This is a genomic window from Shewanella sp. SM95, assembly GCF_025653595.1.
GTDB classification, from domain to species: Bacteria; Pseudomonadota; Gammaproteobacteria; order Enterobacterales; family Shewanellaceae; genus Shewanella; species Shewanella oncorhynchi.
Genome location: NZ_JAKKSE010000004.1, coordinates 262,400 through 288,905 on the forward strand (window position 1 = coordinate 262,400; position 26,506 = coordinate 288,905).

Here is a 26,506-nt window from a genome sequence, read left to right on the forward strand (position 1 = left end):
CTTGTCTTTTTTAACTGCCTCTCGTCAAGGTCTTGGGAAGCATGCTTGCCCTCTTGCTGAACGCATGCCCCAATTTAGTGCATTCCACTCTTTATATCCTGATAGCTACTGAGCGCCAACTTAACTGAGTGCTTCTAGTAAGTTACTGATTTTTTGAAAAAGTTTTTTGTTATTTCTCTGAAATATTTATGTCATCTTCTTGTTACTTTTCGTTGGCATGGTTACTGTATATCTAAAGCTATGGATGAGCGGTCGCGGGGGCGACAAAATATGGGGCTGGAAAAGTTGCTGTATTTGCGGGGAGTTGGAGCAGAATTTACTGATTGTTTTGGCCAAAATATCCATATTTCCGAGGTAGACAGGCAAGGTATCTTGACCTGTATGTTACAGGAAAAAAACAGCGTGGCAGGGACTGCCATTGATGCTCCTGCTACAGAAGCGTTATCGAGTGATGCTGGGCTGACCTGTGTCGATGCGGTATTGACCGAAGCATTGATCGCGTCGCAAATTGACTTGCTGGATGCCCGTCCTTGGACTCAGGTTCTACCTGAATTCCATTGGTGTTTTGTGGATGAACCTTGGATAAGCCTTTGTTTACCAGAAACCTACACCTCAGATCTGAGTGTGGCGATTGAATGCGAACAGGGTGAGTCCATCGTATTCGATGTGCCTTTCTCGGCGCTTAAGTCCATTGGCGATTACCGCATTGAACAAACGCTTTATCTACACTATCGCCTTGATCTTACGCAACTGGGATTCGCACGCCTCGATCTAGCTGAGGCCAAGACCCAAGCTTTCCCTGACAACTTAATGCCCGCCGAGACTGAAGCGGTGAATTTAGCGTCCTATTTCCTGAGCAGCCAAGAGTTCACTAACAACCCTGCATTCACAAAAAACCAAGACTCATTTGCGCATGCAGCCGACAAAAATGCGAGTGATTTCTTTGTGTTAGGTTTGGGCTTTCATCGCATAGCCTTAAGCTTAAAACATGCCCTATCGACAAGTACACAAGCGCCAAGCTTGGCGCTAGAGAGCTGTGTGACGGCTGAAGCTGATACCAGCACTTTGTTTTCTGGCACCTTAATGGTGGCGCCGCGGGCCGCCTACCAAGGCGTACTCACGGCTGTCGCCCAAGGTAAACGCCATAAACCTTGGGGGATCAGCGTTCAACTTTACAGTTTGCGCAGCGAGAGCCAATGGGGCATTGGTGACTTTGGTGATTTAGAACAACTGATCGGGCTGGTGGCGGCGCAGGGCGCGGATTTTATTCAACTCAATCCCTTGCATGCCCTCGATATCGCGGCGCCAGAGCATCCGAGTCCCTACAGTCCGTGCGATCGCCGCAGACTTAATCCTCTTTATATTCAATTACAAAGCGTTCCTGAATACCAAGCTCTTGCCACTGAATTTTCAAGCGCTACTTGGGTAGAGGCTATCGCCTTACTGAATCGTGATAATTGGCTCGATTATCCTAAAGTGAGCGAGCTGAAATACCGTGCCTTTGAGCAGTTATATCGCGTTTTTTGTGACACGCATCTGGCGAACGACACGCCCAGAGCGCAAAGATTCCATGAGTTTGTGCGTGAGCAGGGCAGTGCGCTACAAGAGTTTGCTCAAGCGGAATATTTGCGTAGTCCTAAAGCGTTTGTGCAAGAGGAAGGTTTCTATCTTTACCTGCAATTTGTGGCTGAAAAGCAGTTACACCTCTGTCAGCTAAAAGCTAAAGAGGTTGGGATGGGGCTGGGATTGATCCGTGATTTGGCCGTCGGTGCAGCGCTGCAGGGCAGTGAAGTACAGGCTAATGCCGAGCAGTTTTGTTTGAATGCCAGCATAGGTGCACCGCCCGATCCCTTTGCACCCCAAGGACAAAATTGGGGCTTAACGCCACTCGATCCTGTGAAGTTAAAACAACATAATTTCAGCCATTTTATCGCCTTGATCCGCGCCAATATGGAAAGCTGTGGCGCCTTGCGTATCGATCATGTGATGGGCTTACTGCGACTCTGGTGGTGGCCGCTGGATAAGCAACTCGGTCACGGTGCCTATGTGTATTATCCCGTCGAAACCTTGCTTGCCATCGTTTGCCTTGAGAGCCAACGTGCTCGCTGTGTGGTGATTGGCGAAGATTTAGGACTGGTGCCACCTGACATTATTCATCGTCTCTACACTTCTGGCATTTATTCCAACGAGTTGTTCTATTTCTGCAAAGACCATCAAGGCTTTAAATCACCGGATCAATATAAGTCTCAAAGCTTAATGATGCTGGCGAATCACGATGTGCCGACTTTAGTCGCTTGGTGGTGTGGCAGCGATTTACACCTGCGTCGGCAGTTATCCCTGTTTGAAACTGACGAGCAGCTAGGCGAGGCGCTCGCGGGGCGTGAACATGAAAAGCAGCAACTCATTTCACTGTTAGTCGCTCAAGGTCTGTTAGCCGATGTGACGATAGCCGAACTCGATATTCAAACCTTGCTCACGGCTTGGATGACCTTAGGAGCTCGCGGTAATAGTGCGCTATACAGCGTGCAACTGTGCGATTTATTAGCCGATCGCCATGCGGTGAATATTCCCGGTACTTGGCTCGAATATCCAAATTGGCAGCGTCGCCTGCCGCTGAATTTAACGCAAGTGTCGACTTCGCCAGAGATACTGCAGCGATTACAAAATATCGCTGTGGCGAGACAGCTACCGAGCTAAATCTAGCACCAGCGAAAGGCTGCCTAAGTCGCACCACATTATGCCATCCCTAAAGATTAGATTATTAGGGGGTGTTATGTGGGTAAAGAGTGCCAATTTGCAAGTTTAATTGACTGATAAACGGAAGAAAAATGATGACTCAAGCCAATGCCTATTTCTACGATGGTGCCGACGTCGCCCTACTTAATGGTCAATACACTGATGTTTTTTCGCTCTTGGGTATGCACAGTGCCAACGAGGGTAAGGCATTAATTGTTCGTTGTTTTTTTCGCAATGCCCTCAGTGTGGATGTGATCAGCATTAAAGATGGCCGCAAAGTGGCGAGTCTGGACAAGGTCAACGAGCAGGGACTGTTCGCCGGCACTTTGGGACGACGCGTCAAGCCGTTTCTCTACTTGCTACGGGTGGAATATCCCCTGTGTCAGTTAGATATAGTCGACCCTTATCAGTTTAATTCACTGCTCAATAGTGATGATATTTACCTGTTTGGTGAAGGCAGCGCCGAGCGCGCCTATGAATTTTTAGGTGCCAACTGGCGTCAAACCCAAGGCGTCGAAGGTGTGCATTTTTGTGTGTGGGCACCCAATGCTAAGCGGGTGTCTGTGGTGGGAGATTTTAACCATTGGGATGATACTCGCCATGTGATGCGCCAACATATTGCCAATGGTTTATGGGAGCTATTTTTACCCAATGTGGCTGAAGGTGCACACTATAAGTTTGATTTGGTTTATCAAAATGGTGAGCGCCATACTAAATCCGATCCTATGGCAACCCAAATGGAATGCGCGCCCCACAATGCTTCTATCGTGCCCCCAAAAGCCCACCATAGCTGGAATGATACCGCTTGGATGAGTAAGCGAGCGGCGACTGCTTGGCATAAAGCGCCCATGTCGGCCTACGAAGTGCACTTAGGTTCGTGGCGTCGTAAGGGAGAGCAAGGCGAGCAATATCTTGATTATCAAGACTTGATTGAACAGCTTATTCCCTATGTGAAGGAGCAAGGCTTTACCCACATCGAACTGATGCCGATCAGCGAGTTTCCCTTTGATGGTTCGTGGGGATATCAGCCAGTGGGTCTCTATGCGCCGACCCACAGATTTGGCTATGCCAATGGGTTAAAGGCCTTTGTGAATGCCTGCCATCAGGCGGGAATTGGTATTATCCTCGATTGGGTGTCGGCGCATTTCCCTAAGGATCCCCACGGCTTAGTGCGTTTCGATGGCACATGTCTGTATGAGCATGAAGATCCTCGCAAGGGCACACATCCCGATTGGGATACCCTGATTTATAACTATGATCGCGGTGAAGTGCGCAGCTTCTTGTTGAGTAATGCTTGTTACTGGCTGCGGGAATTTCACTTTGATGGTCTGCGTCTCGATGCCGTGTCTTCTATGTTGTATCTCGATTACAGCCGCGAGCCGGGCCAATGGCTGCCTAATGCCTATGGTGGACGGGAGAATCTCGAGGCCATCAGTTTCTTACAAATTTTGAATCAACGCTTGTACCAAGCTTTCCCCGGCATTTGCATGATTGCCGAAGAGTCCACCGCCTTTGCTGGGGTGACTAAGCCGACGGATCAGCAAGGTCTCGGCTTTGGTTTTAAGTGGAATATGGGCTGGATGAACGACAGCTTAAGCTACTTAGGCCGTGATCCGCTTTACCGCCAGTTCCACCATCATCAATTGACCTTCAGTTTAATGTACGCCTATACCGAACAATTTATGTTGTCCGTGAGTCACGATGAAGTGGTCCACGGCAAGGGTTCGTTGCTGCATAAAATTCCCGGTGATGATTGGCAGAAATTTGCAACTCTGCGTGCCTATTACGGTTTTATGTGGGGGCATCCAGGTAAGAAATTACTCTTTATGGGCTGCGAGTTTGGTCAGCGAAATGAGTGGAACCATAACCAGAGTTTAGATTGGCACTTATTGGCTTACGAGCCGCACCAAGGCGTGCAGCGTTGGCTTAAAGATCTCAATCACTTATATCAAAAAATGCCAGCCTTATCGGTTCAGGATTACGAGGGCGCAGGATTTAGTTGGCTAGATTGTGAGAATAGCCGCGACAGCATTTTTACCTTTGTGCGTTACGGTTTAGCAGGTGATGCGCCGTTAGTGTTTGTCATCAACATGACGCCCCAATTGCACACTGGGTTCCGTATTGGTTTGCCCTTGGCAGGAGATTACCGCGAATACCTTAATAGCGATAGCCAGATTTATGGTGGCAGTAATCAAGGTAATGCGGGCACTGTGGTTGCTGAGTCGCTACCGTGGCAGGGAATGGCGCAGAGCGCGCTGATCACTGTGCCACCCTTGGGCTGCCTAGTCATAGGGCCTGCAACTGGATTGGCTGAGGCGAACTAGCATGCAAAAGCCCACGGCTGATGATATTAAGCTCAACCCAGACGCTAAAAATCACCCATTTCAAAGCGAAAAATGGGCGTTAGGGGTAGGTGAGCCTTTTCCGCTCGGTGCTAATGTTGAGGGCGATGGCGTCAACTTTGCGTTATTTTCAGCTAACGCCACAGCGGTTGAGTTATGTTTATTTGATGACAATGGCGAGCAAGAAGTCGCGCGTATTGTGTTAACTGAACAAACCCAGCAAATCTGGCATGTGTTTGTACAAGGGCTTAAGGCGGGGCAACTCTACGGTTATCGCGTTTATGGCTCCTATGAGCCTCAGCTTGGTCACAGATTTAACCCCAATAAATTATTGCTCGACCCCTATGCGCGCCAGCTCGTCGGTGAATATCGCGACCATGAGTCTAACTATGGTTACGAGCTGAACCACATGGATGAAGATTTATCTTTCAGTAAGTTAGATAACGCTGCCCATGTGCCAAAATGCAAGGTCGTGGACATTCGTCCATTAATCGAGATAGCTGCCAAGCAGTCGATTCAGCCCCTTGCGTCGAGGTTTCAGCCCAAACCCCTAGAGCGTAGCATCATTTATGAGATGCACGTTAAAGGCTTTACGGCGGCGCATCCTGAGATTGAACCCCATAAACGTGCCACCTTTGCGGGTTTAGCGACTCAGCCGGCTATCGATTATTTGGCCGAACTTGGGGTGACGTGTGTCGAGTTACTTCCTGTACAGGCCTTTTTCACTGAGCCATTTTTGCTCGAGAAAAAGCTCACTAACTATTGGGGTTACAACAGTATCGGCTTTTTTGCCCCTGAGCCGAGTTATCTATCATCCGACGATATTGGTGAGTTTCGGGCCATGGTGGATGCACTTCACGGCGCAGGTATCGAAGTGATCCTCGATGTGGTCTATAACCACAGCGCCGAGGGGAGTCGACTTGGGCCGACCTTTAGTTTTCGTGGCATAGATAATCTCAGTTATTACCGCCTGCATCCGAATGATAAGCGTTTTTATATTAATGATACGGGTTGTGGAAACACCTTAAATATCAACCATCCACGCATGTTACAGCTCGTACTAGATTCGCTGCGTTATTGGGTAGAAATCATGGGCGTCGATGGGTTTCGCTTCGACTTGGCGGCTTGCTTAGGTCGCGAGGCCTATGGTTTTGATCCCGGCTCAGGTTTCTTCGATGCGCTGTTGCAAGACCCTGTTTTGTGCCGAGTGAAATTGATTGCTGAGCCTTGGGATATTGGCCCCGGTGGTTATCAATTGGGCAATTTCCCCGTGGCTTTTAGCGAATGGAACGACAGATATAGAGACACTATGCGCCGCTTTTGGCGCGGCGATCACAGCATGTTGCCCGAATTTGCTCGGCGTTTTCACGGCTCGGGGGATTTTTTTGAGCACAGTGGCCGTCCACCTGCGACTAGTCTTAATTTTTTAACCAGTCACGACGGTTTTACCCTTAAAGACTTGGTGAGTTATACCCAGCGCCATAACTTGGCAAATGGGGAGGATAACCGCGATGGTCATCAAGAAAACTTCAGCCATCATTATGGGATTGAAGGGGAAACCGAAGATAGCTCAATTCTGGCACTTCGCAGTCGTCAACAACGTAACTTATTGACTACGCTATTTTTATCTCAAGGTGTGCCTATGTTGTTGAGCGGTGATGAGACGGGCCGCACTCAGCAAGGCAACAATAATGCCTATTGCCAAGACAATGAACTGAACTGGTTTGATTGGTCGGCAAAGGGCATGGACACTGAGCTGTTGGCCTTTACTCAACAGCTTATTGCCCTGCGGAAACGTTTCCCGCTGTTATGTGCTAAGCGCTTCATTCACGAACAGTTATTGGCTGAATCCTTAGCCGATATTGGTACTCGATTAGATTGGTTTAGTCGCCAAGGTGAACAAATGACCAAGAGCTTGTGGACTGAATCTATGTGCCGCAGTTTGTCTGTGGTGCTTTCCGGTGATTTAGAAGATCAAGGCAAGCAGCAAGCTTTGCTGTTGATGGTTAATGCCGACGACAACCCTCTCGCTTTTACCCTGCCGACTTTCGAGCACTTGAGTCCGTGGCAATGCCTTATTCATACCCAAACTGAGCCGCTGGATGTTCAGATCTCTGCGACGCGATACTTACTGCAAGATCGTAGTCTCATGCTTTTTCATGCTGATTTGATTTTATAGGAAATGAAGGAATTAACTATGAGTGACAAAAGCGAGCTGAGCCCCAATACCAGCGAAAAACCAGTAACACTAGCTCAGTCAAAAGCCGCGAGCAAGAAGGCTCCCGCTAAGCGTCAGACTAAGTCTAAAGCCGCTGAGCCCTGTGAACCCTGCGATGCTTTGCCCGCTTCTTTTGAGCGCCATTTACGTTATGGACTCAGCCGTGGCGAAGGCGTGAGCTGCGAATTATTTCAAGCGTTAGCTTACAGCGTGAAAGAACAGATGCTAGATAATTGGCGTCAGACTCGAGTGGATGACAGCCATTTTAAGCGCAAGCAAGTGGCGTATTTATCCCTCGAATTTTTGATGGGCCGAGCACTAGGTAATGCACTACTGAGTTTAGATTTGCAACAAGATAGCCGTGATGCCTTGAGCAACTATGCGGTATCGTTAGAAGAGTTAGAAGAGGCCGAACATGATGCCGGTTTAGGCAACGGCGGCCTAGGTCGATTAGCCGCATGTTTCCTCGATAGCTGCGCCAGCATGGACTTATCAGTGACAGGCTATGGCATACGTTACGAATATGGCATGTTCGCCCAGAAGATCGTCGACGGTTACCAAGTTGAACGCCCTGACCGTTGGTTGCGCGAAGGCAATCCGTGGGAAGTGCGTGTCCCTACCCACAACGTGATTGTGCCATTTTTTGGTCATACCGAATCCTATGTCGATAAACAAGGCCGTCGGCACATTATTTGGGTTGAAACCCAAGATGTGCTCGCCGTCGCCTATGACATGCCTGTTCCTGGTTATCGCAATGGGCGGGTAAATACCCTGAGATTGTGGAAGGCTGAAGCGACCGATGATTTTGATTTAGCTGAGTTTAACCAAGGCGACTACACGGAAGCCGTGGCCCGTAAAAACTTGGCCGAGCAGATCACTATGGTGCTCTATCCTAATGATGCGAGCGAGAACGGCAAAGAGCTGCGATTACGTCAGCAATACTTTTTATCCTCCGCTAGTTTGCAGGATTTACTCAAACGTTGGGTGAGTCGTCATGGTCATGATTTTACGCAGTTTGCCGCTAAAAATGTCATGCAGTTGAATGACACTCACCCTAGCATTGCCGTGCCTGAGTTGATGCGGTTATTGATCGATGAATACGGTTTGGAATGGGACAGTGCATGGGCGATTACCAGTCAGACCATGGCTTACACTAACCATACCCTGTTGCCTGAAGCATTAGAGCGTTGGCCCGTGCGTATGATGGCGCAAATGTTGCCACGCATCTTAGAAATTATTTATGAAATCAACGCCCGTTACTTAGATATAGTCGCCCACCATTGGCCAGGAAATAGTGAGAAATTGGCGAGTATGTCAATTATTCAAGATGGCCCACATCCCCATGTGCGTATGGCGTATTTGGCGATTGTGGCGAGTTTCTCGGTCAACGGTGTCGCGGGTTTACACACGCAACTACTCAAATCTGGGTTGTTTAAGGATTTCTATGAGTTGTGGCCGCATAAGTTTAATAACCGTACCAATGGTGTGACGCCAAGGCGTTGGCTTGCCCATTGTAACCCTGCCTTAGCTAAGTTACTGACTGCCCATTTAGGTCAAGAATGGGTGACAGACTTAAGCCAGTTAACGGCGCTCAATGCTCTCACACAGGACAATGCGTTTATCCAAAAATGGCGTGATGTGAAGCAAGCCAACAAGGCTTTGCTGGCTAAGATGATTGTTAAGGAATGTGGGGTTGAGTTCGATCCGGCTATGCTGTTTGACGTGCAAGTGAAGCGTATTCACGAATATAAACGTCAGTTACTCAACATATTGCATGTGATTCATCTCTATCATCAGATCCAGCAAGGCCACACCGAAAACATGGTGCCACGTTGTGTATTGATCGGCGGTAAAGCGGCGCCCGGTTACTTTATGGCTAAGTTGATCATCAAACTCGCCAGCAATGTTGCTCATATGGTCAATTCCGATCCTATGGTGACGCCTTACCTACGCTTTGCTTTCTTACCAAACTACAACGTCAGCGCCATGGAAAAAATCTGTCCGGGGACTGACTTGTCCGAGCAAATTTCAACCGCGGGCAAAGAGGCATCGGGCACGGGCAATATGAAGTTCATGATGAACGGCGCCCTGACAATCGGCACTATGGATGGCGCCAATATCGAGATGTTAGAGGAAGTGGGCTCTGAGAACTTCTTCCTGTTTGGACTCAATGCGGAGCAGGTCTCGCAGGTACGTAGTCACTATCATCCGCGCAGTATTATTGATGATTCACCGGCGTTATCTGAGGTGATGAAGTTACTCAAAAGTGGTCACTTCAATCTGCTGGAGCCGGGGATTTTCGATCCCATTATTGCCGCCATCGAAAGTAGCGATGATCAATGGATGACGGCCGCCGACTTTGACAGTTACCGAGTCGTGCAAGAAGCCGTGGCGCGGGCCTATAAAGATCCGCAGGTGTGGACGCAGATGAGTATTCGCAATACCGCCGCCAGCGGACGTTTTTCGAGTGATGTGACGATCGCAGGTTATCGCGATGAAATTTGGAAACTGTAGGGTTGGAAACTGTAGGGGTTGGGCTCTGGGTTATAAGTCTTGTTATAGCGGATGAGTATAAATGTTTGAAAGGAATGCAGAATCAATGGAGGGAATGGGGAATGCAAGTGAGAAATACTCAGGGGAGTACGGCAGTGTCTGCCGTATCGATAAGCCATTTATGGGCAATCAGTTTGCCGATTTCGGAGTAAGAGCCTATGTCTAATGTTCGTTATATCAGTAATTTAACTCGTGAAACCTATGCGTTGATTTTAGCTGGTGGGCGCGGGTCTCGCTTGCATGAACTCACGGATTGGCGTGCTAAACCTGCACTGTATTTCGGTGGTAAGTTTCGTATTATCGATTTCCCGCTCTCAAATTGTATCAACTCAGGTATTCGTCGTGTCGGGGTTGTGACTCAGTACAAGTCGCATTCTTTGATCCGCCATGTGATGCGCGGTTGGGGTCATTTTAAGAAGGAGCTGGGCGAGTCGGTGGAGATTTTACCCGCTTCACAACGCTATTCGGAAAACTGGTACCAAGGCACGGCCGATGCGGTATTTCAAAATATCGATATCATTCGCCACGAGCTGCCTAAATACGTGATGGTGTTGTCTGGCGATCACGTGTATCGCATGGATTATGCTGGGTTATTAGCCGCCCATGCCGAGTCGGGCGCAGATATGACAGTCTCTTGCCTTGAAGTGCCGATTGCCGAAGCTGCGGGTTCGTTTGGGGTGATGGAAGTCGATGAAGAGATGCGCATTTTAGGCTTTGAAGAAAAGCCGCTGCAACCTAAGCATTCTCCGGGTAATCCTGAAATGTGTTTAGCATCTATGGGCAACTATGTGTTTAACACAGAGTTTTTGTTTGACCAGCTCAAGAAAGATGCCTTAAACGAAAGCTCAGATCGCGATTTTGGTAAGGATATTATTCCTGCGATCATCGAAAAACATAATGTGTTCGCCTATCCCTTTAAGAGTGCTTTCCCAAATGAGCAAGCCTATTGGCGCGATGTGGGTACGCTAGATTCTTTCTGGCAAGCGAATATGGAACTGTTATCGCCCACGCCAGCACTGAATTTGTACGATGCGAAATGGCCAATTTGGACTTTCCAAGAACAATTACCTCCCGCTAAATTTGTGTTTGATGACGATGACAGACGTGGTATGGCGTTGGACTCGATTGTTTCGGGCGGTTGTATTATTTCGGGGGCGACAGTGCGCCGTAGCGTATTGTTTAACGAAGTACGCGTTTGTTCTTATTCGTTGGTTGAAGATTCAGTAGTGCTACCCGATGTAGTCGTGCTGCGCCATTGCAAAATCAAGAATGCGATACTCGACCGTGGCTGCATTATTCCCGAAGGCATGGTAATAGGTTATAACCATGATCACGACAGAGCCAAAGGCTTTAGGGTGTCCGAAAAAGGCGTGACTTTAGTGACCCGTGACATGCTAGGTTTGCCTGTAGGCTATGAATAGTGCTTTGATCATTAAAGTAAATTGATCATTAAAGTAAAAATGACTTAGGTATAGGCAGCTTAATAAAAGCTGCACAGTTGAAGTAGCGGGAGTATCCAATTAATTGAAACAACGCATTTTGATGGTCGCGGCTGAAAACGGTGCCCTTGCGGGCGCCAAGGTTGGCGGTATGGCGGATGTCATCCGTGATTTACCCGCCGCTCTGGCGGGTGTTGATTTGTGCGCCGATGTGATCATGCCAAGCTATGGCTTTTTAACTGCGGTAGCGAATCACTCCCAAGATCTTGGCGAGTTAACTGTGGCCTTTGGCGGCCGATTGGAGCGAGTGCATTTGTTTGCCATGCCCCATCCCCATGTACCAGAGGCGATGATTTATTTGCTCGAACATGCATTATGGCAATCCGTACCTGGGCAGATTTATAGCCAAGGCAGTGCCGAGCGTCCTTTCGCCGACGATGCGACTAAGTTTGCCTTCCTTTGCGCGAGCGTCGCGACAGCATTAGTTACTGGCCGAGTGCCTATGCCGACTGTGCTGCATTTACATGACTGGCATGCGGGCTGCTTAGCCATGTTAAGAGCATTCGTGCCTGAGTTCAGTGTTCTCAAAGAAATTGAGTGTGTGTTCTCTATCCACAATCTTGCGCTGCAGGGGATACGTCCCTTAAGCCAAGACTCATCCTCCTTTGCGGCTTGGTTTCCCGAGCTGTTTGCCACTTTGACGCAGGGGCAAAAACAGTTAATTACTGATCCCCGTTATCCCTACTGTGTTAACCCTATGCGCATGGGCATAGTGCTGAGCGACAAAGTGCATTTAGTCTCACCCAGTTACGCCAAAGAAGTGTTGCAGCCCTCCAAACCCGAAGCGGGATTTTTTGGTGGCGAAGGGCTAGAGCAAGACTTACAGGTCAAGGCCAATGACGGCAAAGTGGTGGGGATTTTAAATGGCTGTGTATATTCGTCAGTATCGGATTTACCCGCTAAGCCACCTGCGCGTATTCAAGTACCCGAGTTTAAGCAATTGCTCAGTGCGGTTGAAGCTGCGTTAGTGCAATGGCAGGGGCATCAAACGCAAGTGAGTGGCGTGGACATGATTGCTTTTGCCCGCACCCAAGCCCATTGGCGTCAAGCAGTGGCGGAGCAAGTACCGAGTCTGTTATTGACTTCGGTGGGCCGCTTGACCGATCAAAAAGTCTTACTGCTGCGCCATCAATTGCCCTCGGGTTTATCTGTGCTTGAAACCTTACTTAAAGCATTGAAGCAAACAAAACCGACGGCGCTGCTGATTTTACTCGGCAGTGGCGATGCATCGATTGCTAAGTCTTTCCAAGCGTTAGGGGCTAAATACGATAACCTATTATTTTTGCAGGGATACAACGAGGCGTTATCCGAAGCGCTGTATCAGCATGGCGATCTATTTTTGATGCCAAGTTCCTTTGAGCCCTGTGGCATCAGTCAAATGTTGGCCATGCGCGCGGGGCAGCCATGTTTAGTGCATAGTGTAGGCGGTTTAAAGGATACTGTTGAGGATGGCGTTAATGGTTTTGCTTTTAACGGCAATAGCTTAAATGAGCAAGCCGAAGCGTTTCTGCAAAGGTTGACGCAAGCCATTGCTTGTTTCGAGGGGAAAACATGGTCACAAGTGCGTGCTGCGGCCATGGCACAGCGTTTTGACTGGCATTCTATTGCAGAGCAATATCGTCAACAACTCTATTGCAAAATGTAATGTGGTAAGTCCAAAGTGTGATGCGGCAAAGGGAATTAACGCATGATTTCTAAGTGATTCTGCTACACTTGTGGGGGAATGTTAAAATGGTATCAAGCCCCCTCATTTTTGGAGTCGCTCTCTGAGTTATGGATAAAGGTATTCTCTTTCCGTTAGTACAAAATGCGGCTTTATTGCTGGCGTTGGTCTTTTTGTACGACGTGATCCCTAAAAAACACCAGCGGCAGTATTTTTTACTGTGGCGCATCATTATTGGGATACTCATCGGTGGTATTGGTATCACTATTATGAGTACGCCTTGGGTATATTTGCCTGGCGTTTTCTTTGATACCCGTTCGGTTATTCTCTGTACTTCTGGTCTATTTTTCGGTGGTTTACCGACCTTAGTTGCTGTCGTGATGACGGCGCTGTATCGCATCAGTATCGGTGGCGCTGGTATATGGGTTGGCGTCGGCGTGATAGTGTCATCCGGTTTAATCGGGGTGATCTGGCGTCAATATCGTAAGTCTCTGTTAGCCAATATTTCAGGTGGAGAAATTTTTCTCTTTGCCTATACCGTTCATATCGTGATGTTGTTGTGGTTCTTATTTCTACCCGATGGCATAGCAATGCCATTACTCGCCAAAGTGACCCTCCCAGTATTGACCATTTTCCCGATTGCGACTTGGCTATTGAGCCGCTTGTTATCGCGACGTTTTGAATTAGAGCGTGATGAACAAATTCGTCTGCAGGATGATTTTCTTTTTAGGAGCCAATTCAACGCGGGCAATATTGGTATTGCAATAACGGGGATAGATCAAAAGTGGATAAAGGTGAATCCACGGTTATGTCAAATGCTCAAGTATTCAGAAGCTGAATTGCTACGGATGACGTGGGCACAAATTACTCATCCCGATGATTTAGAAGCGGATGCCCTGAAATTTGAGCTTATGCTGCGGGGGGATATCGATAATTACGAGATGGATAAACGTTTTATCGTTAAAGACGGTAGCGTGGTTTACACCCATATGACAGTCGCCTGTAAGCGTGGTGGTAATAATGCCGTGTTGCTTGTTATTGCTGGATATTTAGATATCACCTCACAGGCCATTGCTGACCAAGAGGTACTTGCTAGTCGTGAGCAACTCGAACTGGTGCTGAGCAGTAGCGATCTTGGGGTGTGGGATTGGGATATTCGCAATGATCGTATCGAACGTAACGCCCGCAGCGCCGATATTCTTGGCTGCGATGTTGATATGCTCAACGCTAATAGTCGCCAATGGATGGATGCGATAGTCGCCGAAGACAGGCCTAAAGTGCTGCATTCGATTGAGGCCCATATTCGTGGCGAAACGGCGCAACATAAGATGGAGTACCGCTTAAATACCGTAAATCGTAAGGTGCGGTGGATCCTTGATACAGGTAAAGTCGTGAGCCGCGACGCCAACGATAATGCCCTGCGTATGTGTGGAACCTATACCGATATTACCGACGCAAAACTTATCGAAGAATCCTTAAAGTTGTCGGCACTGGTTTACGATAACAGCTCTGAAGCCATGAGTGTCCTCGATGAAAAGGGCGTGATTATTACCGTCAACGCCGCCTTTAGTGTGATGACGGGTTATCGCGAATTTGAAGTGCGGGACCAACATATTCGGCTGCTTTATTGTGACCTTAATGGCCGTGATTTTTACACTCAAATGAACAATGAGATCCGTGAAAAGGGCCAATGGCAGGGGGAAATGTGGCAGCGGCGCAAAAATGGCGAGGAATATGTCATCTGGTTAACCATCAATACGATTAATGATAAAGAAGGCCATCCCTATCGACGTGTTGCCCTGTTCTCAGACATTACCGATAAGAAGCAAAATGAACATCTGATTTGGAAACAGGCTAACTACGATACGCTGACGGGGTTGCCTAATCGGCGCATGTTGTTGGAGTATTTAAGCAGTGAAGTGAAAAATGCCGACCGCAATCGCAACCACTTTGCCTTATTGTTCTTGGATTTAGATTTCTTTAAAGAAGTGAATGACACCTTAGGCCATGCTATGGGCGATTTACTGTTGATAGAAACCGCGAGTCGATTGAAATCCTGTGTGCGTGATGCCGACGTCGTGGCGCGTCTTGGCGGCGATGAATTTACTGTGGTGTTAAGTTCGATGGAAGACCATAAGGGGATTGAGCGCGTCGCCGAGAATATTTTGCGAAGAATTGCCGAACCCTATGTGTTAGGGGAAGAAACCGCTTATATCAGCGTCAGTATCGGGATTACTTTATATCCCGATGATTCGACCAGTATTGAAGGGCTTCTCAAGCATGCGGATCAGGCTATGTATGCGGCGAAAGATCAAGGGCGTAATCGCTTCAACTATTTCACCCCATCGATGCAGGAATACGCCAAATACCGCATGCGCTTGATCCAAGACTTACGTCAAGCGGTCGTGAATAAAGAATTTGAACTGCATTATCAGCCGATTGTTGCCTTAGCAACGGGTGAAGTGACTAAGGCTGAAGCCTTGATCCGCTGGCATCATGCGGAGCGTGGTGCTGTGTCGCCTGCTGAGTTTATTCCTGTGGCGGAGGATACTGGCTTGATTGTTGAAATCGGCAATTGGGTGTTCGAGCAAGCCGCTCGCCAGAGTGCGGCGTGGCGTCATGAATTAGGGATTGAAATCCAAATCAGCGTCAATAAATCCCCAATTCAATTTCGTGATGAAGGCACGCTGCTCAATGATTGGTTGAAGTTATTGCAAGATCTTAATATTACAGGCGCGGGAGTCTGTGTTGAAATTACCGAAGGCCTGTTATTGGACGCCAGTATGGGGGTAACCGAAAAACTACTGGCCTACCGCGATGCGGGTGTGCAAGTGTCGCTGGACGATTTTGGTACGGGCTATTCGTCACTCGCCTATTTGAAAAAGTTTGACATTGATTATCTTAAAATTGATCAATCTTTTACCCGCCATATCGATACCGATTCAAACGATCAAATTCTCTGCGAGGCGATTATCGTGATGGCCCACAAGTTGGGAATGAAGGTGATTGCCGAAGGTGTCGAAACCGATGCGCAGCGGCTAGTCTTGTTGGCTGCAGGCTGTGACTACGGCCAAGGTTACTTGTTCTCAAGACCTGTGCCTGCGGGTGAATTTAGCCAAAAATACTTACAGGATCCGCTTTTAGTCTCCCATGTCTGAGGAGATATTAACTTAGTGGCGATAATTGCCTATAAAAACGCCGCGAATTTTGCTAGACTCCGCGGCCCCGCGTTGGGGCATTGAGTATCACCTCGCATCAAAGTTTTACTACTTAGCTAAAGAGTCCCTATGAAATTTGAAACACTCGGTTTATCTTCTCCTATTTTGAATGCGATAACTGAGTGTGGCTATCAGCAACTCACTCAAGTGCAAGAGAAAGTGATCCCGCTTGCCTTTGAAGGCAAAGACATTATGGCCTGCGCCCAAACGGGGACAGGTAAGACGGCTTCCTTTGCTCTGCCTGTACTTGAAAAGTTGGCAGCCGAGTCTTTAATAAGCGACAGCAATGATAAACCGATTTTACGCGCGTTGGTGATGACACCAACCCGTGAACTTGCGATTCAAGTCTGCGAAAATATCCAAAAATACAGCCAGTTCCTACCACTGAAAACCTTAGCGGTTTACGGCGGCGCCAACATGAATCCCCAGCGTAAAGGGGTAGAGCAGGGCGTTGATATTTTGGTGGCGACACCAGGTCGTTTATTCGACATTATTGGCCAATTCCAGTTAGATTTATCGAGTGTCACGACCTTAGTGATCGACGAAGCCGACCGCATGTTAGACATGGGTTTTGTGCGCGACATTGAAAAAGTGAAACGCTTAATTGCGCCGCAGCATCAAACCATGTTGTTTTCAGCGACCTATAGCGATGCGGTGAAACAACTTGCCGAGAAAATGCTGAATGAACCTCAGTGGGTGAATGTTGCCGATACGACAACTGCATCCACAGTTGTGCAGGAAGTCTATCGCGTTGATAAACGTCGCAAAGCCGAGCTGTTGTCAGAACTCGTTGGCCGCAACAATTGGCGCCAAGTGCTGGTGTTTGCCAGCACGAAAGAAAGCGCCGAGCATTTGTTACAAGAATTAAAGCTGGATGGCATAGCCGCAGGTGTATTCCACGGCGATAAAACACAAGGCGCCCGTAATCGGGTGTTGGAAGAGTTTAAAGCCGGTAAATTGCGGGTGCTGGTGGCGACCGATGTGGCCGCTCGTGGTTTAGACATTCATGCCTTGCCTATGGTGATTAACCTTGAATTACCTTTCCTCGCCGAAGACTATATCCATCGTATTGGTCGTACTGGCCGAGCTGGATTAACGGGTCGCGCGATTTCGTTTGTTTCACCTTCTGACGATGAAATGCTCGCTGAAATTGAAGCCTTGATTGAGCAGAAACTGCCCGTGTCGGTACAACCAGGTTATGAAGAAGGCACGCCTTTGCCTGCTCGTTACCGTGATGCGCCCGCGGCACCGATTAAGCCGATTGGAAAGTGGAGCCATAAGGCGCCGCAGGATCGTACTATTGGTCAGTCTCGTCAGGGTAAGTACGCGAAAGGTAAAGCACAGGACAGCAAAGCAGGTGCAGATAAATCCTCTAGCCGTGCTAAGCCAGCTTCTGGCTCAGGTAAGCCGTTTAATGCAACTAAACCTAAGTCGAATTTGGTGAGCAATAAGTCAGGTTTTGGCTCTCGCACCAATAAGTCAAAATAGGCTAAGTCAAAATAAGTTAAGTCAAAATAAGTTAAGTCAAAATAAGCTAAGCCCAACAATCAAGGCTAATAAGTGCAAAGTGCCTATTAGTTTAGCCGTCTAACGGTTGCCTAGTTTGTTGATTTGACTGTTGAATAGTCAGTTGCATATTTTGCTACATAGCCTGTCGCTATTCTAAAAGCGCATCCTCACCGATGCGCTTTTTGTTGAGCTTCAAAGCCAATACTTCTACACTCGAGCGCCAAGCTTTCTATTCGAGCGAGTTTCCTTATGATTATCAAAGCGATTCCCACCAATATCATTACAGGTTTTTTAGGTGTAGGTAAAACCTCTCTGATTAAGCAATTGCTGGCGACTAAACCCGCGGATGAAATTTGGGCAGTACTGGTCAATGAATTTGGTGAGGTCGGCATTGATGCGGGGTTACTGAACTCCTCCGATAACGGCATACAAATTCGTGAGGTTGCGGGTGGCTGTATGTGCTGCGCCGCGGGCGTACCGACACAAGTGGCCATCAATCAGTTGATTGCGAAAGCGAAACCTGACCGCTTATTGATTGAACCGACTGGGCTTGGGCATCCTAATGAAATCATTAAAGTACTGAGTGCGCCCCATTATCAGAATGTGATTTCACTGCGTAGCACCCTATGTTTGGTCGACGCGCGTAAGATCCACGATCCTCGCTATCGCGAACATGCAAATTTTATTCAACAGTTGCAAGTGGCCGATGTGATCATCGCAACTAAGTCTGACTTGTATGATGCTGAAAATACTAAGTTACTCTATGAATTGCAGACTTATTTAAGCCATATTGAACGTACTGATATTCCTGTAGTGAGCCACTCTAATCAACAGCCTTTACCTAGCGCTTTGCTGGACTATCTTAACCAACCAAGGCGCGTGTCACTCAATATAAATGGGCATGCTAGCGCGGGCCTAAAGCTGGGCAGCCTACCGACGACGGCCCCAAGCTTGTTTCGTGCTGGTGGTTCTCGCTTGAGTGAGTTGAGCCTCTTTGCCGAAGGTGCAATCGAAGCCGCACTTGATTTTGATGATCGCGGTATAGTGCGAAAGCAGAATCAAGGTGAAGGTTGTTTTAGCTGCGGCTGGGTGTTTGAACCGAGCCAAGAATTTGATTTTGATAAATTAATGGATTTTATTCAGCTGCAAGCTCAATCATCCGACGTTGGGCAAGTGTTGCTTAGATTAAAGGCCGTGATGATCACTACTGATGGAATTGCAGGATTTAACTGGATTGACCATGAGTTTACTGTGGTTGAACTCGATGACATCCTAGATTCCAGACTAGAAATGATTACCATGGAGGAGGTTAATTGGGACGAGATTGAGCAGCAATTGATTGCTTGTCTTAGCTAACTGAGTTCCCCATCACTCTTTATTACAGGTGTGAGCATCGCCAAGAGGGTCAGATTTAACGGGAATAATAAGGTTGGATCAGTAAGGCAAGGTCACGCGGTATTTTTGGCCGAGTGTCGTGAGTGTGCCATTTTGGATCATCTCCTCGAAGAAGCTGTCAAAACGAGTTCTTAGCGGATCAAATTTAGCTTGTTTCGGAAAAGCCATAAAGCCATCTCGGACATCGATTATCGGCATGATTGGCGTAATTGCTTTAGGGATTTTGATTTGGGCGAGCACAGCATTTGTATTGCGACTATTGGTGGCGAGTAAATCTAAATCACCCCGCGAAAGCCGTTCTATGCCACTTTTAATATCGACAAATTCATTGATATTTAATGATTTAGTTTGTTCAGTAAACCTTGTGCCATAACTCCAGCCCTGCATTTTTCCAATCCGTTGTGTTTTAATACTGGCATAGTCGCCATTCCACACTATTTCATTGTCTGCCCGAGCATAAAACACCATATCATCGCGGTAAAATGCCTTCGCCGCAAAAACCAAGTTGGCATTACGCTCTGGGTTATCGTAGGGACCAATAAGAATATCCGCTTGGCCACGTTCAACCATAGAGATAGCGCGGCGCCATGGGGTAATTTGATAGTGAATGTTCACACTTTGCTGCTGGGCGAAGCGATTCAAAATATCGACACCTAAGCCGGTATATTCGCCATTGGCTTGTAGTTCAAAAATTTGGCTGAAACTCGAACCCACTGCGAGTAGGTCTTTGGCCTGTGCAGTCAAGCAAAGGCTACTGAGCGCCAAAAGGACGACCTGTGCAAAGCCTTTGCTGAGTATCATGGTATTCCTTGTGTGGTTTGAATGCGGGAGGTTAGAACACAGTCTCTCGTAAAAGCGGCGATATTATTATGCAATTCACTAGGGTTAAGGTTAGCAAATTTTACCCAGATTTGATTGAACGTTAACATTTTAATGTTTTGAAATAAATGGAAGATAAATCGTAAGGGCATTAAGCCGTTGATCTTCAATCAATACATCATCCTATCCCTCAGCCTGCTTAGTTACGCTTAAAGGTTTCAGTTTGTATCGCTCGCGGATAAGGGGGAGAAATGTATTTTCGTTATGCGTTTAAATCAGTTAAGGCCGAATAAAGGGGATTGCGGTATGCTCTGCCATTCATTGATTTATACGCCAATGCTGGGCGGTTTATTTGAGCGGGATGTTATGAAGCTGCAGGAAATAGATAAAACCTTGTATCGTAAAAACATGAATTTATTCATTGTTATTCTAGTTGTTAGCTTAGTCGTGTTATCACTGATTTTTGGTACTGGACTCATTGCGCTGTTTGGGGCAACGCCAGTGCCAGGTGAGCCAACAGGTAATTTTCACTTGAATCTCTTAGGCGTAATTTTCAGTCTGGGTCTGTGTAGCGCCGTGATTTACAACTTAAAAGACCGACCTTTTTTCAGTGAAATTTATTATGTGTGGCAATTAAAGCAACTCCATAATCGTATTTATCGTAAGTTGATAAAGATTAAAGGCGCTGCAGCGCAAAATGACGTGAATGCTTTGATTATACTGCTGTTTTATTACACCAGTTTAAGGCAAGTGTATGTACTCGATGACAATACGCTGACCTTGCCGACACTGACTCAAGATCTCAATCGTTTGAATGCACAAATCGAAAGCCTAGGCCTATTGCTGTCGCCCGAACAATTTACGCCTGAGTTGCTGACAAGATCTTTCTGATACTGATGAGGCAAGATGAGGATCGCTCCTCACCTTGCCATCATCTAGCCCTTATCTTGTCTTTGTCGTCCTTGCCCAAAATGAGGTCAGCGAGTTTCACTTAGGCGGCTTGCTGGGCTCTTTGTAGTGTGAGTAACCACTTACCATAGATGTAAATTCCTACCGCTGAGATAGTCCCTATGGCGGCGATGATGTACCACGCCATGCCAATGTTATGGCTGTGGTACAGCAATTGGGTGAGATCGTGTGCGTTTTCACCTGTGTAACTCACCAAGGTAGTAAAGGCTTCACCTTGAGGAATGGCGCTGACCTCAGTGCTGTTCATACCGCGCTCTAGCAATAAATCTCGCGAAAACAATTCCTTTGATGCATAAATCTCATAGAGTTTAGGGCCAAAATAGCCTTCTAATCCCCAGCCGATCCCTTGGGGCAACATCACAAATCCCAAGTACATGGCTTTTTTGCCTTCGGGAGCAATATTACCCATAAACTCGTTTTTCTTCGGGCTAATCATCATTTCGCCAATTGAGAACATGGCAATCGCGAATACGATAAACCATGCCGCATGGAAAGCACCGATAAACACAAAAGCTAAAATACTCAGCAAACAACCAATAAACATAGCGGTAGTAATACGGTATTTAGCCGTCAGCGCCGCAACGATAAAGCAGCAGGTCATAATCAGGCCCGCATTGAGGTTGAGCATGCCTTCTGGCATCACCTTAGTGCCTTCGTTATTGAGGCCAAGCCAAAATTGCAGAATGCCGTTGCTGGTGCCTTCGCTGCCAAAGAGGGAGGTGACGATTACGCTGGTATCGACCCATTCGGAAATATGGATAGGCAGCACATCGAATAGGGCATTGAACAAGAACCAAAATCCTGAAAAAACGAGCATATAGTAGATTACAATCGGCTTTTTCAACTCGCGCCAAGCATCACGCCACAGGGATTCTTGTTCGACTTCACCCGATTTTATTTGCTTATTGCGTTCCAGTCGCTCGGCTTTACCAGGCTCGGTATAGGTGAGTAAGAATAAGAAGTTGAGTGAGATAATTGCGGCGCAGGCGAAAAATACATTGTCCCACGACAATTGGCGCATATGCACAGCAACTAAAGGCCCGAGGAAACCGCCAATGTTTACAACTTGGTAAAAAATGCCCCAAGCCATTGAAGTGTTGTTGCGATTAGTGGACAGCACTAAGGTGCCTTGAATGCCCGGTTTAAATATCCCTGTGCCTATGGCAAGGAGTAATGCACCGACAAGGAAGCCCCAAAAGCTGGGGAAGAATGCCATGACGAGATAGCCAAAGATTTTAATGATGGTGGAGCCGAAGATGGTTTCTTTGTAGCCCACTCGGTCAGACATGCCACCGGTGAACACGGGCACAAAGGTTTGCATGATCGCCCAGAGGGAAATAATAATGCCGTAGTCACTCAGGCTGATCCCAAGGCCGCCCGCAGACTCTGGCGCTTTAGCGTACAGTCCAGCACTGGCTTTAACACCGTAGTAGGCGATACGCTCGACTAATTCCATACCGCCAACTAACCAAAACACATAACCTAAGCTAGTAATGGAGGCCCACATGCCGAGCTGTTTGACTTCTCGCAGATCGTTGCCTGCATTTGGACTATTTTGACTCATGTCCTTCCCTTATTATTGTTATTGAATTTATTTCTGTTTAACCCATTAATTATCAAAAGCTTAAATTTATAAATTTAATGATTTCATCTTGCTTAAATACGTTAATGGGCTTGCTTGAACGGATACTTTACCTAATTCGGCCTTAAACACCAAAAAAGTAGCAGAAAATGATGAATTAACCCACATCTGTTATTGAACTGTACTGAGTTTGTCATTTGGCTGAAATTGGACTGTTTCTGCTTAAGTCATTGTGATGATTAATCTTTATTGTTAATTATTCACAATGAACATGCTTTGAGTTCTCGCTATTTTTAGGTACAATCCATTGTCGCATTTTTGTTCACCCGATCATTTTTCTAGATAGATACGACTCTAGCCCCCCTTTTTGTGAGAAACGCTAATGACAGCAACAACATCTAATCATGCTCCTGCGGATATGAGCTTGCTCGAGGCGCCGATTGCGAAGCTTTTTTGGCGCTATACCATACCCACCATAGCCTCTATGTTGGTCACGGGCGTATATGTGACAATTGATGGCATCTTTGTTGGCCACTATTTAGGTGAAACAGGGCTGGCGGGGATGATGCTAGCTTACCCTGTGGGCGCGATTTTATACGCTATTGGCGCCATGATAGGTATGGGTAGCGCGGCATTAGTGTCAATCAATCTTGGCCAAGGTAATGTAGTCAAGGCCCGTAAACTACTGGGTAATGCCTTTACGTTATGTTTATTAACGGGATGCTTTTTTGCCCTTGTTGGTGGGATATTCTCGCGAGATATTTTGGTTGCCCTTGGGGCGCAAGGTGAGATGCTCGAAAATGCTAACGAATACTTATTCTGGTATTTTGCACTGTGTCATTTCCCCATAATTTCAATGACCTTCACCACACTGCTGCGTAATGATGGCAGGCCATCCATGGTGACTTGGGTGCTGATTTTGGGTGGTGTATTAAACACTTTCTTAGACTGGCTGTTTATTGTGGTTTTCCCCTTTGGTTTAGCAGGTGCAGCGATTGCGACTATGTTGTCGCAGGCGGTAACGGGGCTTTTGTGTTTACAGCATTTTTTCAGTCCGCGCACTCAGCTTAAAATCACTTTTGAGCAGATGAAGCTCAAGCTCGATAATTGCCTTAATATAGCCCGCGTTGGTTTCCCCAGCTTTTTGATGAATCTGTATTTGTCGATAGTGTTAACCTTGCATAATACGGCTTTTTTGTGGGTTGGCGGTCCATTACATGTGGCCGCCTATGGTGTGGTGAGTTACACCGAAGCGTTTTTCTATCTGATTTTTGAGGGCATTGCGCTTGGTACTCAACCCATTTATAGCTTCAACGCGGGAGCTGGGCGTTTCGACAGGGTTAAACAAGCGCGCAATATTGCCTTTGGTATGACGTTACTTACCGCAGCTTTAGGTTTAGCGCTGATTTATTCTCGCCCTGAATGGTTAGTGTATTTGTTTGCCGGTGATAATCCGAATTTAACACCAGTGGCGATTGAAGGTATGCGCTGGTATTTTTGGGGCTTGCCTATGGAAGGCTTAATCTTAGTTGGTGCGAGTTTCTTCCAAGCGATTAATTGTTCGAAACAAGCTTCTATGCTGACGGGCGCTAAGCTTATTCTTATCGCTGCGATTATCTACTGCTTTGCATGGGCGTTCGGCGTGATTGGTGTGTGGGTGTCGCTCGCGACCTGTAGCACTATCTTGACGATATGGATGTTTTACGCCATGAAGCGAGTCGAGGCACGTCTGCATTAATCCTTGCTTTGGTTTGTATTGGTTTCGCCTGATTTATTGACAAGACAAGGGGCGAGGCAAGTAACCTGTAGCTGTGGCATAAGTGTTTAGTTTTACGTAAATTTTACAATTGGGGTGATTAATGGCCCCGATTGTAATTGCCCACATATCTTTCGTCGTTAAACATGACTTAGGGCTAGCGTGGGATGATGGCCTCTGGTACATTTCGCTGGTTTAATCTGCAATCAAAAATGACTTATCCAAGCGTGCTGTTGAGCCGAGGCTATAGCCCTCAATTAACAGACTGAGTTCGCTTAGGCTTTTGGGTCGATTGATTGTTGATATGACTGGGTATTGAGCCGAATGACTCGCTCGTTGATTTTAGTAATTTATGTTTTATGAGGCCCTTATGCGCACCACTGCAGTCATTTCTATGCTGTTGCTTGGCGTGTTAACGACAGTTAATGCCAGTGCCAAAGAGAATGAGTTAGTGTTTGCCAGCGACTTCGAAGGCAATCGTTTATCTCAACCTTGGTCGTGGATCATGGGTTGTCAATTTGAAGGCGCTGAACCTCACACAGGTGAAAGTGCGCTGCTTTGCGTCGAAGGCAATAGCAGTATCGTCAGTAAGTACCCTATTTCTGAAGCGGGTCTATTAGAGTTTTGGGTCAAAACCCAGAATACTCAAACCCAATATCGAATCAATGTATTGACCTCTCCGGTATTAAAGCTCGATGCCCAGTGGCAGCATGTTGCTTTAATCGATATCACCCCTGGGGCTAACGAATATTTAGCACACCGAGTGTCTATTGATGATCCGAGTCGCCAATATATCCGTCTTGATATTGAGGCCATTAATGGCCCTATCAGTTTGGACGATTTGAGCTTAGGCAAAATTCGCCTTGATATGGCCCTGCAAAAAAATGAGCAGAAAATTATCGGCGGGATTTTAGATAAGCTGAAAGCTGACAAGAATTACGAAGTGCAGTCTGAGTCCTTTCGTACTTTAGGTAAAAATTATGCCGCCCAGCTCGAGAGCCAAAGACAATACCTCGAGTACTCGAATGCTATTTATTCAAGTATCACCTTTGTGTTGGCGACGTCTGAGCGCAATAAAATGTCTAACCCTATGGGATATAACACTTTTAGGTCGGTTTTAACTGACGCTAAACGTGTGGCATCGCCTCTCCAACAGGCGCGTTTAGGCTCTATGGTGAAACCCTTTGGTGACTTAGCTACTGCCACCTTAAACGTGGTCAGTGCCGGTGCGTATTCCGCCTTTGCCGAACCCTTTAAGTCATTCTTAGCGGCGACTTTTGATCGCTCTAATTATGACAACAGTGACTTAAGCCGTAGTGATAAAAAGTTTGCTGAAGAAAATGGCCTGAAAATTTATCAGCAGGCCGAACGGTTTATGTCTGAAATCGAAAAAGAACTGCAACAAGTCACTGCACTCGACAATGATTTAGTCAGTATGCAGAAGAACTTAGATAATTTCCGTAAGGATCTCGATAAGCATCTGCGCAGTTACTTACAGCATGCCAGTATTGCCCGCACACCTGAAAATTACAGCCGAGTGATGAGTAAAGACGAGCAGGCACGCGCGCTGGTGATTGCCGAGGCGAGTGCCAATATCAGTGCTAAAGCTGAGGCGCTATTGGCTTCGAACAGCAATGCAGAGTTAGTGCAGTACATGATTAAAACCACTGAGAAGATTGATGAATTTCAAGAGTTCAAGGAACGTTTTAATCAGATCACTTCGGCCATGCTGACCTTCTACGACAAATTTGAGCGCTCAATTGCCGCCGAGCAAAACCCCTTTACCGATCCTAGCGATCGCGCCGTGTGGGAGCAGCACGCCAAAAGCGCCCGTAACTACATTCGCCAGTCGAAGGAAGCGTTCACTAAAGCCTTTATGTAAAGGATTGTTGTAATTAAGTGGTAGTAACGGCCTAAAATTATGGCGATTTTTCTATTTTAGGTTTGGAGTTATCAAGGATAAAACAGGTAGTCAGAATCATTTCTGTTAGTGGGCAAGGATAATGGAATGGACCCATCCACTTTAAATCGGCCTCGCAATGGGCCACGATGTAGTCGCTAAAACTCATCAGAAAGAGGACGGGTCCACCTATGAAGATTACTACAATCGGTTTAGATATCGCAAAGTCTGTTTTTCATGCTGTTGGCGTCGATAAAGCGGGCAAGTTAATCAAAAAGAAAATGCTTAGACGCAAAGACTTGCTGCCCTTTGTCGCGAAAATTGAGCCTTGCCTTATCGTTATGGAG

The 26,506-nt window shown here is 47.0% G+C and carries 15 protein-coding genes and 1 pseudogene; 14 read left to right on the forward strand and 2 right to left on the reverse strand.

The features are described from left to right. Window positions 1-270: 270 nt before the first annotated feature. From malQ to L5M29_RS08060, 10 genes are all read left to right on the forward strand, one after another. Complete coding sequence (gene malQ / locus L5M29_RS08015; protein ID WP_263167166.1) at window positions 271-2,697, forward strand: 4-alpha-glucanotransferase; 2,427 nt, start codon at window positions 271-273, stop codon at window positions 2,695-2,697. 131 nt (window positions 2,698-2,828) lie between these two features. After that, window positions 2,829-5,060: a 1,4-alpha-glucan branching protein GlgB gene (gene glgB / locus L5M29_RS08020; protein ID WP_263167168.1), complete on the forward strand. Its 2,232-nt coding sequence runs from the start codon at window positions 2,829-2,831 to the stop codon at window positions 5,058-5,060. 1 nt (window position 5,061) lies between these two features. Beyond that, the gene (gene glgX, locus L5M29_RS08025; RefSeq protein WP_263167172.1) at window positions 5,062-7,257 is read left to right on the forward strand and encodes a glycogen debranching protein GlgX; all 2,196 of its coding nucleotides are present in this window, start codon (window positions 5,062-5,064) and stop codon (window positions 7,255-7,257) included. Between the two features lie 18 nt (window positions 7,258-7,275). Continuing rightward, window positions 7,276-9,810 carry a glycogen/starch/alpha-glucan phosphorylase gene (locus tag L5M29_RS08030; protein WP_212600350.1) on the forward strand — a complete coding sequence of 845 codons (2,535 nt, stop codon included), beginning with the start codon at window positions 7,276-7,278 and terminating at the stop codon, window positions 9,808-9,810. A 61-nt stretch (window positions 9,811-9,871) separates the two neighbouring features. Next, the gene (locus tag L5M29_RS08035; protein ID WP_263167177.1) at window positions 9,872-10,015 is read left to right on the forward strand and encodes a hypothetical protein; all 144 of its coding nucleotides are present in this window, start codon (window positions 9,872-9,874) and stop codon (window positions 10,013-10,015) included. Further along, window positions 10,008-11,270, forward strand: a complete 1,263-nt coding sequence (glgC, locus tag L5M29_RS08040; protein WP_006085131.1) for a glucose-1-phosphate adenylyltransferase — start codon at window positions 10,008-10,010, stop codon at window positions 11,268-11,270. The genes L5M29_RS08035 and glgC overlap by 8 nt, the downstream gene beginning before the upstream one ends. Before the next feature lie 103 nt (window positions 11,271-11,373). Continuing rightward, window positions 11,374-12,993: a glycogen synthase gene (locus tag L5M29_RS08045; protein WP_263167179.1), complete on the forward strand. Its 1,620-nt coding sequence runs from the start codon at window positions 11,374-11,376 to the stop codon at window positions 12,991-12,993. Window positions 12,994-13,121: 128 nt separating this feature from the next. Beyond that, window positions 13,122-16,169: an EAL domain-containing protein gene (locus tag L5M29_RS08050; RefSeq protein WP_263167181.1), complete on the forward strand. Its 3,048-nt coding sequence runs from the start codon at window positions 13,122-13,124 to the stop codon at window positions 16,167-16,169. Window positions 16,170-16,298: 129 nt separating this feature from the next. Next, window positions 16,299-17,717 carry a DEAD/DEAH box helicase gene (locus L5M29_RS08055; protein WP_263167183.1) on the forward strand — a complete coding sequence of 473 codons (1,419 nt, stop codon included), beginning with the start codon at window positions 16,299-16,301 and terminating at the stop codon, window positions 17,715-17,717. A 270-nt stretch (window positions 17,718-17,987) separates the two neighbouring features. Beyond that, window positions 17,988-19,094, forward strand: a complete 1,107-nt coding sequence (locus tag L5M29_RS08060) for a CobW family GTP-binding protein (RefSeq protein WP_263167186.1) — start codon at window positions 17,988-17,990, stop codon at window positions 19,092-19,094. A gap of 78 nt (window positions 19,095-19,172) precedes the next feature. Here the strand turns inward: L5M29_RS08060 and L5M29_RS08065 are convergent, their stop codons facing one another. After that, a complete protein-coding gene (locus tag L5M29_RS08065; protein WP_263167188.1) occupies window positions 19,173-19,934 on the reverse strand; it encodes a substrate-binding periplasmic protein in 762 nt (253 codons plus the stop codon). 384 nt (window positions 19,935-20,318) lie between these two features. On the opposite strand from L5M29_RS08065, the gene L5M29_RS08070 reads away from it, so the two are divergent. Beyond that, complete coding sequence (locus L5M29_RS08070) at window positions 20,319-20,843, forward strand: DUF3087 domain-containing protein (RefSeq protein ID WP_263167216.1); 525 nt, start codon at window positions 20,319-20,321, stop codon at window positions 20,841-20,843. Window positions 20,844-20,943: 100 nt separating this feature from the next. Here the strand turns inward: L5M29_RS08070 and L5M29_RS08075 are convergent, their stop codons facing one another. Further along, a complete protein-coding gene (locus L5M29_RS08075; protein ID WP_028760700.1) occupies window positions 20,944-22,485 on the reverse strand; it encodes an MFS transporter in 1,542 nt (513 codons plus the stop codon). A 400-nt stretch (window positions 22,486-22,885) separates the two neighbouring features. Here L5M29_RS08075 and L5M29_RS08080 point away from each other — a divergent pair, with 400 nt between their 5' ends. The 3 genes and pseudogenes from L5M29_RS08080 to L5M29_RS08090 all read left to right on the forward strand — a co-directional run. Continuing rightward, window positions 22,886-24,241: an MATE family efflux transporter gene (locus L5M29_RS08080; protein ID WP_263167191.1), complete on the forward strand. Its 1,356-nt coding sequence runs from the start codon at window positions 22,886-22,888 to the stop codon at window positions 24,239-24,241. 388 nt (window positions 24,242-24,629) lie between these two features. Next, window positions 24,630-26,141: a hypothetical protein gene (locus L5M29_RS08085; RefSeq protein WP_113941018.1), complete on the forward strand. Its 1,512-nt coding sequence runs from the start codon at window positions 24,630-24,632 to the stop codon at window positions 26,139-26,141. A 209-nt stretch (window positions 26,142-26,350) separates the two neighbouring features. Further along, window positions 26,351-26,506, forward strand: a pseudogene (locus L5M29_RS08090) (IS110 family transposase); the annotation flags it as partial.

Bases quoted from the DNA above. Each gene is read 5' to 3' on its own strand.
- malQ (WP_263167166.1), top strand. From the start codon at position 271: ATGGGGCTGGAAAAGTTGCTGTATTTGCGGGGAGTTGGAGCAGAATTT.
- glgB (WP_263167168.1), top strand. From the start codon at position 2,829: ATGATGACTCAAGCCAATGCCTATTTCTACGATGGTGCCGACGTCGCC.
- glgX (WP_263167172.1), top strand. From the start codon at position 5,062: ATGCAAAAGCCCACGGCTGATGATATTAAGCTCAACCCAGACGCTAAA.
- L5M29_RS08030 (WP_212600350.1), top strand. From the start codon at position 7,276: ATGAGTGACAAAAGCGAGCTGAGCCCCAATACCAGCGAAAAACCAGTA.
- L5M29_RS08035 (WP_263167177.1), top strand. From the start codon at position 9,872: ATGTTTGAAAGGAATGCAGAATCAATGGAGGGAATGGGGAATGCAAGT.
- glgC (WP_006085131.1), top strand. From the start codon at position 10,008: ATGTCTAATGTTCGTTATATCAGTAATTTAACTCGTGAAACCTATGCG.
- L5M29_RS08050 (WP_263167181.1), top strand. From the start codon at position 13,122: ATGGATAAAGGTATTCTCTTTCCGTTAGTACAAAATGCGGCTTTATTG.
- L5M29_RS08055 (WP_263167183.1), top strand. From the start codon at position 16,299: ATGAAATTTGAAACACTCGGTTTATCTTCTCCTATTTTGAATGCGATA.
- L5M29_RS08060 (WP_263167186.1), top strand. From the start codon at position 17,988: ATGATTATCAAAGCGATTCCCACCAATATCATTACAGGTTTTTTAGGT.
- L5M29_RS08065 (WP_263167188.1), bottom strand. From the start codon at position 19,934: ATGATACTCAGCAAAGGCTTTGCACAGGTCGTCCTTTTGGCGCTCAGT.
- L5M29_RS08070 (WP_263167216.1), top strand. From the start codon at position 20,319: ATGAAGCTGCAGGAAATAGATAAAACCTTGTATCGTAAAAACATGAAT.
- L5M29_RS08075 (WP_028760700.1), bottom strand. From the start codon at position 22,485: ATGAGTCAAAATAGTCCAAATGCAGGCAACGATCTGCGAGAAGTCAAA.
- L5M29_RS08080 (WP_263167191.1), top strand. From the start codon at position 22,886: ATGACAGCAACAACATCTAATCATGCTCCTGCGGATATGAGCTTGCTC.
- L5M29_RS08085 (WP_113941018.1), top strand. From the start codon at position 24,630: ATGCGCACCACTGCAGTCATTTCTATGCTGTTGCTTGGCGTGTTAACG.